Origin of the sequence: Gramella sp. KN1008 (genome assembly GCF_004332155.1) — a bacterium.
Taxonomy (GTDB): Bacteria; Bacteroidota; Bacteroidia; order Flavobacteriales; family Flavobacteriaceae; genus Christiangramia.
On the sequence record NZ_SJDV01000002.1, the window covers coordinates 232,998 to 248,225 of the forward strand.

At 37.8% G+C, this 15,228-nt stretch carries 12 protein-coding genes; 6 read left to right on the plus strand and 6 right to left on the minus strand.

From position 1 onward, the window contains the following. The first annotated feature begins 123 nt into the window (after positions 1 to 123). Entirely contained in the window at positions 124 to 1,476 is a 1,353-nt protein-coding gene (locus tag EZJ28_RS04310) for an NAD-dependent succinate-semialdehyde dehydrogenase (protein WP_131395305.1), read from the plus strand. A 45-nt stretch (positions 1,477 to 1,521) separates the two neighbouring features. On the opposite strand, the gene EZJ28_RS04315 is transcribed toward EZJ28_RS04310, so the two are convergent. Beyond that, positions 1,522 to 4,596, minus strand: coding sequence for a hypothetical protein (locus EZJ28_RS04315; RefSeq protein WP_131395307.1), 3,075 nt, complete (start codon positions 4,594 to 4,596; stop codon positions 1,522 to 1,524). Positions 4,597 to 4,652: 56 nt separating this feature from the next. Then, positions 4,653 to 5,414 carry an outer membrane lipoprotein-sorting protein gene (locus EZJ28_RS04320; RefSeq protein WP_131395310.1) on the minus strand — a complete coding sequence of 254 codons (762 nt, stop codon included), beginning with the start codon at positions 5,412 to 5,414 and terminating at the stop codon, positions 4,653 to 4,655. 96 nt (positions 5,415 to 5,510) lie between these two features. Here EZJ28_RS04320 and EZJ28_RS04325 point away from each other — a divergent pair, with 96 nt between their 5' ends. The 4 genes from EZJ28_RS04325 to EZJ28_RS04340 all read left to right on the plus strand — a co-directional run bounded on the left by EZJ28_RS04325 (position 5,511) and on the right by EZJ28_RS04340 (position 10,054). Beyond that, positions 5,511 to 6,383, plus strand: coding sequence for a DUF72 domain-containing protein (locus EZJ28_RS04325; protein ID WP_131395312.1), 873 nt, complete (start codon positions 5,511 to 5,513; stop codon positions 6,381 to 6,383). A 1-nt stretch (position 6,384) separates the two neighbouring features. Beyond that, entirely contained in the window at positions 6,385 to 6,804 is a 420-nt protein-coding gene (locus EZJ28_RS04330; RefSeq protein ID WP_131395313.1) for an NUDIX hydrolase, read from the plus strand. A 131-nt stretch (positions 6,805 to 6,935) separates the two neighbouring features. Next, positions 6,936 to 7,322: an acyl-CoA thioesterase gene (locus EZJ28_RS04335; RefSeq protein WP_131395315.1), complete on the plus strand. Its 387-nt coding sequence runs from the start codon at positions 6,936 to 6,938 to the stop codon at positions 7,320 to 7,322. An 86-nt stretch (positions 7,323 to 7,408) separates the two neighbouring features. Further along, complete coding sequence (locus EZJ28_RS04340) at positions 7,409 to 10,054, plus strand: ATP-binding protein (RefSeq protein ID WP_131395317.1); 2,646 nt, start codon at positions 7,409 to 7,411, stop codon at positions 10,052 to 10,054. Here EZJ28_RS04340 and EZJ28_RS04345 read toward each other — a convergent pair. After that, complete coding sequence (locus EZJ28_RS04345; RefSeq protein WP_131395319.1) at positions 10,029 to 10,709, minus strand: LytTR family DNA-binding domain-containing protein; 681 nt, start codon at positions 10,707 to 10,709, stop codon at positions 10,029 to 10,031. The two genes, EZJ28_RS04340 and EZJ28_RS04345, sit on opposite strands and share 26 nt — an antisense overlap. A gap of 106 nt (positions 10,710 to 10,815) precedes the next feature. Between EZJ28_RS04345 and EZJ28_RS04350 the strand changes: the two genes are divergently transcribed. Beyond that, complete coding sequence (locus tag EZJ28_RS04350; protein WP_131395321.1) at positions 10,816 to 12,318, plus strand: vanadium-dependent haloperoxidase; 1,503 nt, start codon at positions 10,816 to 10,818, stop codon at positions 12,316 to 12,318. A 121-nt stretch (positions 12,319 to 12,439) separates the two neighbouring features. On the opposite strand, the gene EZJ28_RS04355 is transcribed toward EZJ28_RS04350, so the two are convergent. Genes EZJ28_RS04355 through EZJ28_RS04365 form a run of 3 tightly spaced genes read right to left on the minus strand, consistent with a single transcriptional unit; the run spans position 12,440 to position 15,127 of the window. After that, on the minus strand, positions 12,440 to 13,531 hold the full coding sequence (locus EZJ28_RS04355; protein WP_131395323.1) for an endonuclease/exonuclease/phosphatase family protein: 1,092 nt from the start codon (positions 13,529 to 13,531) through the stop codon (positions 12,440 to 12,442). 18 nt (positions 13,532 to 13,549) lie between these two features. After that, the gene (locus tag EZJ28_RS04360; protein ID WP_131395325.1) at positions 13,550 to 14,839 is read right to left on the minus strand and encodes a mechanosensitive ion channel family protein; all 1,290 of its coding nucleotides are present in this window, start codon (positions 14,837 to 14,839) and stop codon (positions 13,550 to 13,552) included. Positions 14,840 to 14,842: 3 nt separating this feature from the next. After that, complete coding sequence (locus tag EZJ28_RS04365) at positions 14,843 to 15,127, minus strand: DUF3817 domain-containing protein (protein WP_131395326.1); 285 nt, start codon at positions 15,125 to 15,127, stop codon at positions 14,843 to 14,845. Between the last annotated feature and the right edge of the window lie 101 nt (positions 15,128 to 15,228).

A 15,228-nucleotide genomic window follows, 5' to 3' on the forward strand; every position in this document is an offset into this window, starting at 1 on the left:
TACTATGCCGCTTTCATACTTGTAAACCGGTTATAAACATTGGTCAAGTTAAATATGTCTTAATCGCCCTGAATCCCGACTTCAAACTATTATATTTAAAAGAAAAGCAAAGATTATTTGATCATGATTGAATCTAAAAATCCATATACAGGTGAGGTGATTGAAAAGTTTAAGGAACTTACCAAATCTCAAATTGATGAAGCTCTTGAAAAAGCCGATAAGCGTTATAAAAAATGGAGAAAGGTCTCGTTCAACGAACGAGCTGAACTAATGCTGAATGCTGCTGCTGAACTTAAAAAGAATAAGGAAGACTATGCCCGGGATATCAGCCTGGAAATGGGAAAACCCATCACTCAGGCAATCTCGGAAATTGAAAAGTGTGCCTGGGTTTGTGAACATTATGCTGAAAATGCCGAAAACCACCTAGCTTCAAAAACCATCAACACTGATGCTTCTAAAAGCTATGTTAGCTATGAGCCAATAGGGGTTGTATTAGCAATAATGCCATGGAACTATCCTTTCTGGCAGGTCTTCCGTTTTGCAGCTCCAGCGCTCATGGCAGGAAATATAGGTGTGTTAAAGCATGCCAGCAGTGTAATGAGATCTGCAAATAATATTCAGAAGGTATTTGAAAGAGCCGGTTTTCCCGATGCTTGTTTTCAGAATCTTGTGCTGGGAAGCAGTAAAATAGAAGATATTATTCGCGACCCCAGGGTGAAAGCGGTCACACTTACAGGTAGTAAACCGGCTGGTGCAGCTGTGGCATCAGTAGCCAGTGATGAAATTAAAAAATCGGTTTTAGAACTAGGTGGAAGTAATGCCCTGGTAGTTTTCAAGGACGCCAATATTGAAGAAAGTGTAAAGACCTGTGTAATGGCAAGGTTCCAGAATACCGGCCAGAGTTGTATTGCCGGAAAAAGACTAATTCTCCATCAAAGTATCGCCGATGAGTTTATGGAAGAATTCGTAAGGCAGGTTAGAGAATTGAAAAGTGGAGATCCTCTTGATAAGGATACTTTCATAGGAACTCTAGCCCGGGAAGATCTTGCTGAGGAACTTGAAATACAAATACAGGATTCAGTAAAAGACGGAGCTAAGATAATTCTCGGCGGTAAGAGGGACCGCGCTTATCTAGAGCCAACCATTTTAACAGGAGTTACTCCTGATATGAAAATGTTTACCGAAGAGACCTTTGGACCGGCAATAGGAGTTACCACATTCAAAGACGATAAAGAGGCAATAGACCTTGTCAACATGTCCAAATTTGGGCTGGGCGTTTCTATCTTTACAGAAGACATGGATTTTGCTGAAGAACTTGTTCCTGAGTTTGAAGATGGAGCCGTTTTTGTAAACGAACTGGTAAAGAGTGATCCCAGACTTCCGTTTGGCGGGACAAAAATTTCTGGTTATGGCAGGGAACTTTCAGAAGATGGTATCAGGGAATTTGTAAATAAGAAAACCGTATTTTTTAAATAAAAAAAAGCCATGAGATCTCATGGCTTTTCTTAATGTTTTCTGGAATTAATCTTCCAGAAATTCTTCTCTAGATTGCAACTCCTTTGTTTCTATAGAATTCTCTTCTATATATTCATAGAATTTTTGACCTTCTTTTTTCTCAATTTGGTCAAATCGTTCCAAAGCCTTTTTAAATTCTGATTCTATTACATCATAACTAGCTTTCCTGGAAACACCAACCTTCCCATAGTTGCTGGCAATATTACTATATAACTCGGCCATTTTTTCCCTTAATTCAGGATCGGCAGAAGCTACATAGTTATCACCGGTTGTGATTACAAGATCTTTCTTTAAAGCTTCTAACTTTGAAAGATAATTTTGAGTAACTTTTTTGGAATTAGGATGGTCATCCAGCATTTTCTGAGCCAGATCGATCTTCTCATCCACCTGATATACAAGATATGCCAGATCTTCGATCATGTCATACAGTTTCATGGTATACTCTTCCTGTTCAGCTCTTTCTGCTACTGTTACCATCGCTTTGTCATCATACGTAAGGTCCACAGTGGTAGTGTAGACATCTTTACCTTTAGTAAGAACAACATTATACTTTCCAGCTTTTACCCTGGGAGCGGTAAAACCACCAAAATCCAGCGTCTTACCTTTTGCCATCTTTGGTACGTTCAATGTGTAATTCCATGTAACGATATTAATTCCTTTAGTTTTTCCTGGAGTAAGTTCAGCGATGGGATTGCCATCCATATCCTGCACTTCCATAGTCATTTTGCCGAAGGTGTGTCTCTTTTTTAAATAATACGGAATCTTCAGAGCTTTACTTGGATTAGGTCCGGAGAATTGTGTTTCGGTTCCAAAACTTGAAGCGAAACCACTTTCTTCCACCATTATTGTAGGTTCAGTTTCAAAAAAGTGAACCTCTTTTTCTAAAATATCAGGAGAAAGTTCCCGTAGGGGTTCAATATCATCAATGATTATAATACCACGGCCGTGAGTACCCATTACCAGATCATTTTCTCTTTTCTGAATATCCATATAATGCACGGCGGCAGCGGGCATGTTATTTTCGAATTTTGCCCAGTTCTTTCCACCATCTATTGAAATGTATAACCCAAATTCAGTTCCTAAAAACAATAGGTTAGGATTAACGAAATCTTCCTGAACATTTCTGGCAAAACCTTTAATATTATCGGTAACCAGTGATGTCCAGCTATCACCGTAATCTGAAGTTTTATATACATAAGGCTCCATATTTCCGCGACTATGGTCCTCTATTACAACATAAGCCGTAGCGGGGTCATGGCTGCTGGCTTCAATATGATAAATCCAGCTATTAGCGGGAACTCCCTCGAGGTTCTTTATCTTATTATTCCAGCTTTTCCCTCCGTCCCTTGTGAGTTGGATATTACCGTCATCTGTACCTACCCAGATTATATTTTCATCAAAAGGTGATTCAGCGATGGTAAAAATAGTAGTATGATTTTCAGCACCCGAATTATCCACAGATAAACCGCCAGATTTTGACTGATCTTGCTTAGATGCATCATTCGTGGTTAGATCTGGTGAGATAATTTCCCAGTTATCTCCCATATCTTCAGATTTATGTAAAAACTGGCTTCCTATATACAATCTATCCGGGGCATGCTCACTAATGCTAATTGGAGCATTCCAGTTAAACCTTAGTTCAGTTTCACTATCCTGAGGTAAAGGCTGGATGGTTTTTACGCGATTACTTTCAACGTGGTAACGCCATACATTATCAGCTCCCTGCATTTCAGAATATATAATATTCTTGGTTGGATGTTTTAAGACTCTGAAACCATCTCCGTAACCCACAGGATTCCAGTCTTTTGCTTTAATTCCTCCAGGGGCTGAAGATGGGCCATACCATGAGTTATTATCCTGAAGGCCTCCATAGATATTGTATGGTTCCTCATTATCCACACTTATATGATAAAACTGGGATATAGGCAGATTTTCTACAATTTCTAATGTGGACCCTCCATTCCAGCTTCGGTAAAGGCCACCATCTGTTGCCACGTACATAATATCAGAATCATCATTATGAAAGGTGATATCATGGATATCGCTATGCATTTGCCCAAGGCTTTTGAAAGTCTTCCCTCCATCTCTGGATATAGAACCATTCAATCCACCTTTTACCACGATATCTGGATTTTTGGGATCTACAGTAATTCGGGAAAAGTAAAATGGCCTCACCGTTAAGCCGAAATCATTATTCAAATGTTCCCAGTTCTGGCCCCCATCAGTAGATTTCCAAAGACCGCTCTTACTTTTATCCTCGGTTTCCAATACCGCATAAACTATCTCAGGACTGCTGGGCGCAATAGCAACAGCTATTCTTCCAAGATCACCTTCAGGAAAACCTTTATGGATCTTCTCCCAGTTTTCACCTCCATCTGTAGTTTTGTAGAGAGCACTATTAGGCCCCCCTGAATTAAAACTCCAGGGACTTCTTCTAAACTGCCAGAAAGCCGCATACATAATATCCGGATTTTCAGGGTGCATCACCAGTTCACTGGCACCAGTAGTTTCATCAACATATAATAGCTTTTCCCAGGTGTTACCTCCGTCTGCAGTTTTATAAATTCCTCGTTGCTCACCGTCACCCCAAAGTGGACCAAGTGCAGCAACAAATACTTCATCAGAATTTTCCGGATTTACCTGGATCGCAGCTATTCGCTCACTATCTTCCAATCCCATTTTGGTCCAATTGGTACCACCATCGGTTGACTTATAAAGGCCATCACCAATAGAAACGGAATTCCTTGTCCAGGTTTCTCCGGTTCCAACCCAAATCACATTGTCCGGGTTATTCGGGTCTATTTCAATGGAACCAATGGATTGGGCATGATCATCAAATATAGAAGTAAAGCTCACCCCGGCATCCTGAGATTTCCATACACCGCCACCCGCAGCACCTATATAAATAATATTCTTATTAGAGGGATGGTTTTCAATATCGGTGACCCTACCACTCATCACGGCCGGACCAATTTGTCGGGCTTTTATATCCCCAAATATCTCTTTTCCAATAATTGGGTTGCTTTCCTGAGCACTGGTTATAACCGAAAAAAGCAATAAAGAAAATAAAATCTTTTTCATTGTAATGGTTTTAAATCCTTCCGATAGCCGAAAGGATTAATTTATGATTTTAGCTCTTAGTTCTTATTTTCATTTTCCTCTTTTGCCTCTTCAACTTCAGTAAACTCAAACATATCATCATCGATTTCAGGGTTAAGCTGAATTTCTTCTATACTTATGGTACTCCCCATCATTGTTAAACTAAAAGGGAAATAAAGACCGTCTACTTCCTGATATTCACTAAGGGTAGATTTATTCATCTGACCTTTCATAGGTCCCATTTTAATCTCATTTTCAGAAGCAATGATCACATTGTTTTCTTTGTCAAAATAGTAGTAGCCAACGTTAGGTTCTTCCTTTCCATCCACAACAACTGGTTCCTGAGTTAATTTTATTTTATAAACTTCAGTTCCTTCCATGGTTTCCGTTCCCATCATTTCAACCTCATAACCCTTTTCTTTATAATTATAAAATGGTGAAGGAAAATCATTAGACTGTCTTTTGATATTTTCTGTAGTTTCACTATCACTTTTTTCCGGCTTCATTGTCATGAAATTAGTGGTCCAGGCGGTTTCACCATCAAAAGCCAGCTGGGTTAATTGCTGTCCCTGTACATTAATTTTGATTAACTGTTTCCCGTCTTCAAGCTGATAGATCTCAATTGGAATATCCATTCCCTGGGTTTTTGCAACACCAGTCATTTTAACACCTTCTAGGTCACCCCAGGTCTCGTAGCCTCCTGTGTTATCAAAATAATTCTGAATAATTTCATCGGCGGTTTGGGCATTTAAACCCGAACAGATGAAGAGTAAAAGTAAAAATGTTTTAAAGATTTTCATTTTCTTTAGTTTTTAAGTTTGTAATAGGATAAATTTTTTAACTTAAATAGTTAGTATTAAAAAGTTCGGAATTGTAACAGATAATTTTTGCTATTTATGAAATTTGGAAAAGTAGATCATCCTGGCGATATAGAATTTACATTACCATCCACCCATAAACAGACCGAAGAAGTACTGAAAGATTTCAAAAAATCAGAATTTAAAGACGTTCGGGTGGGCTGTGCAAAATGGAACAGGACAGATCTAAAGAATTTTTATCCCCGGGGCACCAAGGACGAACTTAAGTATTATTCTACCCAATTCAATTCTATTGAGCTAAATGCAAGTTTTTACCGGATGTTTCCTTCGGAACAATTCGAGAAATGGGAGGAAAAGGCAGAAGGGGACTTTAAATTCTTTCCAAAGGTCCCCAGAATAATTAGCCATATAAAGAGGCTTAATGATACGGAAAGACTAACTGACGATTATGTGACAAATCTACTTCCGTTAAAGGATAAACTAGGGATGTGCTTTTTACAGTTGCGTGATGATTTTGGACCTAAAAATATGGATAGGGTAGAAGCCTTCTTTAAACATTGGCCCCGAGAGATTCCACTGTCGGCAGAATTTAGGCATGCCGACTGGTATAAGAATGAAGCAGCGGCAGATGACCTGAATGATTTGATGAAAGAATATAAAATAACTCATATTATAACAGATTCGGCAGGCAGGCGGGACCTGCTGCACATGAGGCTTACCACAGATTCGGCGTTCATTCGTTATAATGGTGCGAATCATGAATCAGATTACAGCCGACTGGATGACTGGTTAGAACGGCTGGAAGAATGGTATAAATTAGGATTAAAAAACGTATATTTCTTTGTACACCAGAATGTAGAGGAAGCATCACCGCTTCTTTCAGCATATTTTATTGAAAAGTTCAATAAAAGGTTTAATACCGATCTAAAAATACCTAAAACATTAAATTAATATGGCAAAACAAAAAATAGCAGTTACTGTAGACAGCGTGGTTTTTTGCAATTCAAATAATAAGTTCAAAGTACTGCTTATAAAGAGAAAGAATGATCCTTTTAAGGAACAATGGGCTTTGCCCGGAGGTTTTGTAGAAGAAGATGAAGATCTTGAAACCGCTGCTAAAAGGGAGCTGAAAGAAGAAACCGGAGTAAAAGTCGCAAGTATGGAACAGGTACAGGCTTTTGGCAAGCCAGGTCGGGACCCCAGAGGACGTACTATATCCATAGCTTTTTTAAGCCGTATTTTTTGTGAGGAAGAATTAACGGCGGCAGATGATGCTTCGGAAGCTCGCTGGTTCAATATTGAAAAACTACATGGAATGGATCTCGCTTTTGATCATGATGAGATCATAAATGTAGCACAGCAGTTTTTATAGTTAGGATATTCCGAAAAAAATGAATTCCAATTTTTAAGATTTGCATATTTACAGACTCATTTTCAGAATCTGGTAATTCTACGTCAGCTCTTTTATTTACAGGATTATCCTTATTATTTTTAAAATAAAAAATGAGATTTCACACACGAAAATGGATAAAACCAGAAGATCTAAATCCTAACGGGACTTTATTTGGCGGCAGGTTGTTGGAATGGATAGATGAAGAATGTGCACTCTATAGCATAGTGCAGCTTGAGAACCCGAAAACGGTCACTAAATATATGAGCGAGATCGATTTTAGAAGTTCTGCTCACCAGGGTGATATTGTTGAAATTGGGATCGAAGTTGTAAAATTTGGTACTGCATCTCTAACCCTTCAATGCGAAGTGCGTAATAAAATGACAAGAGAAACCATCATTACCATAGATAAGATCGTTATGGTTGCACTGGATTCAAATGGGCATCCCAAGCCTCATGGAAAGACGCAGATTGAATTTGTAAAGGATAGATTGAAATAATTCTTTTCTATTATGTTAGCTGATTAATGGCATAACCGCTACTTTTATTTTATTAACCTATTTATACCGGGAGATTCCTTATAAAATTGAAGTTTAGACATTCTATAATAACTCGTTTCGCTTTTTTCTTTACAGGCCTTATTATATTTTCCATTTTACTTTCAGGCTACCTGGTCTTTAACAAAGCCTCTGGCGTAATTGTAGACTATTCCAAGAATGAGATAAAACATGCCTCCGAATTGGCAGAGCAGTCATTCTATTCATTATTAGGAGAAGTTTCCAGTGATATAGCCGTTATAGCTAATAGTCCGTCTTTAAAGAGCTTCGTTCAAGATCCCAACCCTGATTCAAGGGCTGCTGTCAACCAGTTATTCTTTAACACATTAAAGAATAAGCCATCCTATTTTCAAATAAGGTGGATAGGAGTGGAAGAGAATGGAAGGGAGATCATTCGATTTAACAGGGAAAAGGAGGATATCTTTGAGTCTGATAGCCTTCAGAAGAAAGGGGATAGGGAGTATTTTAGGAAAACTCTCGAATTAGGCCCCGATGAGTATTATTTTTCCAGAATTGATCTTAATCAGGAATATGGTATCATAAGTAGACCTTACACGCCAACCTTAAGAGCTGCAAGCCCCATTTTTGAGGATAATACCGTGGTAGGGATTCTGGTGATAAATGTTGACATGAGTAAACTTTATTCAACCTTTGACCAGATCGCGCGAAATAATTTACAATTCTATCTGGTTGATGACAATGGGCAATATTTATATTCTCCCGATAAGTCTGAACAATTTGGATTTCAAAAAGGGAATTCCAGTAACTTTTTCTCAGATTTCGATATTGATAATGCCAATTTATCTTCCTGGGAGAAAGATTTCCAGTCTATTACAAGGGACCAGAATGCTTTTCTTTCTTATACAAAGGAACTGGAATATTTTAATGGAAGAAGAAAGATTCACCTTATTGCCATGATCGAGGAAGATGCTTTAATGGAAAGCGCAGTAATGGTTAGATCTTATAGTTTAAGAAATCTCATAATCGTATGCCTGTTTTCACTTATAACCTCACTTATATTCACCAGTTTCTTTTCGAAAAAGATCAGACAGGTCACTCTGGCGATTAGTAATTATGATAAGGAAGGAAAAGATTATAAAATAAATTTACCTAGAAATAGAAAGGATGAAATTGGGATTCTGGCCACTGCTTTTTATAAAATGAAATTACGTATAGATAATTACGTTCAGGAACTAAATAAGGCTCTTAAAAAAGAAAAAAAAGCTAAGAAACAGCGGGATGAGTTTCTGCAGAATATGAGCCACGAAATGAGAACTCCTCTAAATACAATTTTGGGGCTTACTCAAATTCTAAAAAAAGAGTCGTCTACAACTTCACAGCTTCCCATCATAGAGTCCCTGGAGAAAAGCGCCAATAATCTTGCAGGATTGATGTATGATGTACTGGACCATCAGAAACTTGTAGAAGGAAAGCTTCAAATCTCCTATCAGGTGGTTGATATATCGAAACTACTTCAGGATATATATTCTAATTATCAGTTTGAAGCCGCCAAAACCGGACTCAAATTCAAGTTGATCATCGACGAAAATATCAAAAACATAAAATACAATACTGATCCTTTACGGCTTTCCCAGATAGTCACCAACCTTGTTGTAAACGCCATCAAATACACTAAAGAAGGTTATATAGAATTACATGCTAAACAATTAATTAAGGGTAAAAGAAGCTATTTACAGATTTGTGTACAGGATACAGGTATTGGTATTGATGACGAGAACATTCAACGAATTAATGATAGGTTTTTTAGAGAGAATGAAGATACTTCGTTCAGTAATCGGGGATATGGACTGGGACTTTCTATTGTTAAACAGTTATCAGATCTTTTTAATGGTGAATTGAGAGCAGAATCTAAAAAAGGTATAGGTTCTAAATTCGAGGTAAGAATTCCTGCAGAGCCCAGCGAAGGTAATCTGTCTGCTGTGGCTACCGAAAAAGTGAAAAGTATATATCCCGAACTAAATAATAAATATCAAATTCTTCTTATTGAAGATGATATTTCTACCGCCGAACTCGTACAATACTTATTAAATAATAAGAATATAACAATTAATAGGGCTATTAATAAAAAGTCTGCGCTGGAGTACCTGGAACATAGTTCACCAGATATTGTTATTAGTGACCTTATGCTTGAGAATCAGAATCTGAAACAGGAAATAAGTACCTGGATTTCTTCACGGAGAATTGAATGCCCTGTAATTATTGCTTCTGCTCTTGAACCGGAAAACAGAGAATCTTCTGGGTTCGTTTACTTCCATAAACCGTATAATGTTGATGTATTTAAAGATTATGTTTATCAGATACTCGCTGAAAAAGAGTTCTTAAAACCGGATTTTAAAAATATTTATGCAGATTATGATAATGACAGAGAAAAGATTAAAAAAGTGCTTCAATTGCTGCAGGAAGAATTTAAAATGTACCTGGACCGCATTTTTAAGGCATATGAGGGTAAGAATCAGAAAGAATGGAAAGCAATTAATCATAAGTTAATTACTCATATACATAATCTGAAGTTAACCGAACTTAAAGAGAATTTACCAGATCAGGTTACAGATATAACTTCTGAGGGTCTTATAAAAATAAGATCCTTATTTGCTTTCTATTTATGCTGTTTCAGGAATGAACGCAATATCAATTTAGGAGATCGATATTCCTGAGTAATTCTTTCTCATAACTTTTGCTCACGGGAATATGCTTATTCTCTATTTCCAAACCACTGCTATCAATAGAATCGATCTTATTCAAATTTACCATGTAGGAACGATGAACTTTCTGAAAGAAACGGGGCAACTTTGGTTCCAGTTCTTTGAGGGTCATCAGTGTCAGGATTTTCTTATCCTGGAGAATGATCGAAATATAATTCCCTTCAGATTTTAAATACCTAACTTCTTCCAGATTGATTTTAACCAGCTTATTTCCATCTTTCACAAAGATTCTGTTCTGCTGAGGGGTTGCTTTTTCTTTTAATGCCTGTGCTTTCTGCACTCCCTTATAAAAACGGGAAAAATTCACTGGTTTTACTAAAAAATCTATTACCTGGTCATAATTGTAAGAATCAGATCCAAATTCCCGGTTTGAAGTAACCATGATTACGGCTGTATCAGAATTAAGAACATTTAGAATATCCTTGCCATTTATATCGGGTAGGTCGAAATCCAAAAAGATGAGATCAAAAGAACCACTATTGAGAAGATTGATAGTCTCAAAACCTGTAGACGCTGTGAAAACCTCTTCAATCTGGCTTACCTTACCACAAAAATGCGTAAGTAAATCACATATTAAAGGATCATCATCTACGATTAGACATTTCATAGCTTATCAAATAAAAGTATGATTTCGTCAACCAATATAACCAATTCGTATAAATAATATTTTTTTACCAATGTAAACTTATAGTATTGATAAAAAACCATACTATATGAAATTTAAATTACTCATTTTATCCACTTTCTTTTTATTTTTTTCTACTCTCACTAATCATGCACAGGAACCTGTTTCTGGCGAAGTAGATAAAGGAAAAGTTGAAGAGCCGAGAGGAGAAGATAACGTAGCCTATCAGTGGGCATATATGGCCCTTGAAGGAACAGCCTATGATACCGACAGGTTTACACCAAGACCGACTGTAACTTCCAGATTCTTAGGTTTAATCTTCACGTCTATGTTTGATGCCTGGACGCGCTATGATGATAAGGCTAACCCTGTATACCTTACCGAAGTAGATCGTAGGCCCAAGGCTGAGCGAAATCTGAGTAATAAACAAATAGCGATTAGTTATGCCGCTTACAGGGCATTAAATGAATATTATTATTCTGATAGTACCTTATTCAGAAAGAAAATGGTAGAACTTGGTCTGGATCCCGACAATGAGTCTTTAGATCCTGAAACACCAGAAGGAATTGGAAACCTGGCGGCAAAAATGGTGATTGACCAGCGAAGGAATGATGGTTCCAACCAGTACGGTGAAGTAGAAGGCTCTAACGGAGTTCCTTATTTTGATTATACAGGATACCAGCCTGTGAATGATATTGATAAAAATGTGGATATCAATCGCTGGCAGCCAAAATACTTTATTAATAATGAAGGGGAGAAATACGATCCCGGATGTTTAACTCCTTACTGGCAAAATGTTGAACCTTTGCTTCTTAAAAAAGCAGATCAGTTTCGTCCGGGTCCACCACCTATGATGGGATCTGAACAACTGGCTCAGGAGGTTAAAGAAGTTATTGATTTACAGGCTAATTTAACCCCGGAACAAAAGGCTTTGGTAGAATTTATGAGAGACGGTCCTAAATCTGTTCAACAGGCCGGTCACTGGTTAAAGTTCTCTCAGGATGTATCCAAACGAGACAGGCATACACTGGATGAAGACATAAAAATGTATTTCTATGTGCAGTCTGTGGCTATGGACGGTTTTATTGCCTGTTGGGATTCTAAAATGTTTTATGATTATGCCAGACCTTTTGCTCTTGTTCACGAATATTATGGGGATGAAATGATAACAGGCTGGGGAGGTCCCGGTGTTGGGATGATTCAGATGAAAGGAAGCGAATGGCGGCCTTATTCTCCCGATAATTTTCTATGCCCACCATTTCCAAGTTATGTTTCCGGTCATAGTACCATTAGTGGCGGATGTGCGGAAGCATTAAGGTTATTTACCGGGGATGATAAGTTTGGCGTGGAAGTAAAAAGAATTCCTGGAGCTCTTACCGAACCCGATAATGTAGATGAAGAAGTGGTTCTGAAGTTTCCCACATTTACGGAAACTGGTGAAATGGCTGGGATCTCACGAGTAATGGGAGGATATCATATTCAGGCAGATAATATTGAAGGCTTAGAGCTGGGACGTAAAATAGCTCAGTATAACTATAAAAAATATCTGGAACTCATAGGAGAGTCGCCGGAAAATTTTAGTAGTAAATAAATCAGGATTGTTTTTTACTTAATAATCCCTGAGGATATATATTCTCAGGGATTTTTTTTAGCGTATAAAGAAGTTCTTTCCCAATGCTCAGAGTATTTATCCGGTTCGGAGTAGGTAGAACTTAATGATTCTGACCCTTTTCTGCATCTTCTTTTTCTTCTTCAGCGATCTGTTTGCGGGCTTTCTTTAGCTGCTCCTCCGTCGCATTATCCGGTTTCTGTTCTTCAGCAAGTTCCGGTTGGAGAAAAAGTTTGGCAAAATAATGAAAATGGTCTGATTCTACATTCGGACCTGTTTTTATAGATTCTACCCGAAACTCTTCAGTAACAAAAATATGGTCCAGTGGCCATCTCATAATTGAACTACCTGCATCGAACGTATTATAGAAAAAGCGGCCCACCCTAAGATCGAGTAGCTCACCTACATTTTTAAATAATCCTACTGTCTGGGACCAGGGTACATCATTAAAGTCTCCAATAACGATTACCGGTAGTTCTGAATCTCTTGCTTCCAGAGCTATCTTCATCATTTCGGCATCCCTGTCTGAAGAGGAGGGATTGTGTTGTGGCATGGGAGGAGTGGGATGAATGGCATGTAATTTAATCATATCGCCAGACTTTAATTCTATCTGAGCGTGTATGGAAGGAATACTGTCATCTACCAGGAATTTAACCTGAGGATCTTTTAGCTTTAATTTTGAATATAAAAGCATACCATAGGTATTGGGTAAAGGTACTTCCACCTTATGAGGATAATACTTTCCTATTCCTTTTTTTATCGCTTCGCTCCATCTGGTATTGGTTTCCGTAAAGACAGCGATATCAGGCTGGACGCTTTTCATTTCAGCAATTAACGAATCTGTTACTTCGTTTTTCTGAAGAACGTTTGCAGTCACAATAGAAAAACCTGTGTTTTCATTTACAGATTCAGTTGGAGAATTTACTTCAGAAGGGGTTAGAGGCGTGTAAGGGACCAGTTTTGCGAACTGATATACAAAACAGGCAACCAGTACAGTAATAAACGCATAATCCCTCCAGTTCTTAATTTCGAATCGTAAAAAATAAGCGGCAATCGCCGCCAGGGTAAGCAGGGTGAGTTCAATATGAGGATAATCGAATATCCTTATCCACCAGTAATCGGCAGCTATCAGCGGAATTAAAGTAATAACTACAGCCAGGATTCCGAAACCCTGAAGAAATGATTTTAAGTTCATGATACTGGTTTGGTTAGGTTAATGTATATCCTTTCTTTGTTCCAGGAAACCACGTATATCGTCGCCAGAAGGAGCTTCAAAAAGTTTCAGGTCAAAGTAAGGAACGGCAGCAATCACATGGTCAAAGATATCAGCTGCAATATATTCAAAATTTTCCCAGCGCTTATCCCTGCTAAAACAAAGAATTTCTAAGGGAATGCCATTTGCGGTGGGAGCCAGATGTCGTACCATAAGATACATTTCCTTATGCACGGCAGAATGTTCATGGAGGTATGAATCAATATATTTCCTGAAAACTCCCAGATTGGTCTGGTTACGGCCATTGATGAGTAAATTTTTGTCTACGCCGTTACTTTCATTGAACTTATCGATCTCTGCCTGACGGTTTTCCAGGTACGATTCAATAAGTTTTATCTTTTTAAATTTTTCAATATCCTCCTGGTTTAGAAACTTAACCGAATTTTGCTTAATAAGAATTGAACGTTTGATTCGTCTTCCTGGCGACTCCTGCATCCCGCGCCAGTTCTGGAAAGAATCTGAAATAAGACTGTAAGTGGGAATAGTGGTGTAGGTATTATCCCAGTTCTGAACTCTTACCGTTGCCAGATTGATCTCTGTTACGGTACCATCGGCACCATATTTCTCAAAGGTAATCCAGTCTCCAATACGTACAATATCATTAACAGAAACCTGTATGGACGCTACCAGACCCAGTATAGTATCTTTAAAGATAAGCAGGATAACGGCCGAAGCAGCACCAAGGGATATTGCAAAGCCAATAACCGATTTATTAAATAGCGCAGAAAAAATGAACATAAAACCGATGATCCAGAGAAAGATCATGATTATCTGGCTAAAGCTTTCCAAAGGTTTATCATTAAACTCCTCCCTTGTTTTGAGATAGTTTCTTGTAGACCTGAGTATACTCCGGCAAATCCAGACAATAAGTATTATTACGTATACGTCTACCAGTTTATAGAAAATTTCCAGAACGTCCGGGAATTCCGAAAATATTAATGGAAAGGTTTTGTAAACAACAAATAATGGTATAAAACGACCTACATATCTCGGGAAATTACTTTTCATAAGAAAGTCATCCAAAGTGGTTTTCGTCTTATTGGTAAAGATTTTGAAAGCCTCTATAATGAAGTTCTTGATAAGATAATTCAACCCGATCACCACCAGGGTAAGGATCAAAAGATTTATGAAGAGGTTAAGATACGTGGCAAGCTCTTCATACATGCCCTGAGCTACGAATAATTCTTCGAAAAAACAGATAAGATCTTTTAAACCTTCTTCGATGTTCATTGATTAAAGATATTTCTTTTCCACATAAAAGGGACCAAATGGTATAAGGGAACAACCCATTATTAAGGCTGTTTGCTTAAGATTCCATTCCATGGGTTTAACCAGTGTTAGTGCCATAGCGATATATCCTATAAAAAGGATGCCGTGAGCCATCCCAACGTGAGAGACCATTTGAGGCATATCAAAAAAATATTTCAACGGCATGGCGATGAGTAATAATAGTAAAAAAGATAAGCCTTCCAAAAGACTTACCCACTTAAATATATGTTTATTCCTTTTTGCTTCCATAAAATAAATGATTTTGCGACAAAGGTAATCATTAAAGCGACGTGCCCCACAGCCAATATTAGCACAATAAGCGTATAAATTACGTGAATAAATATTTCTGA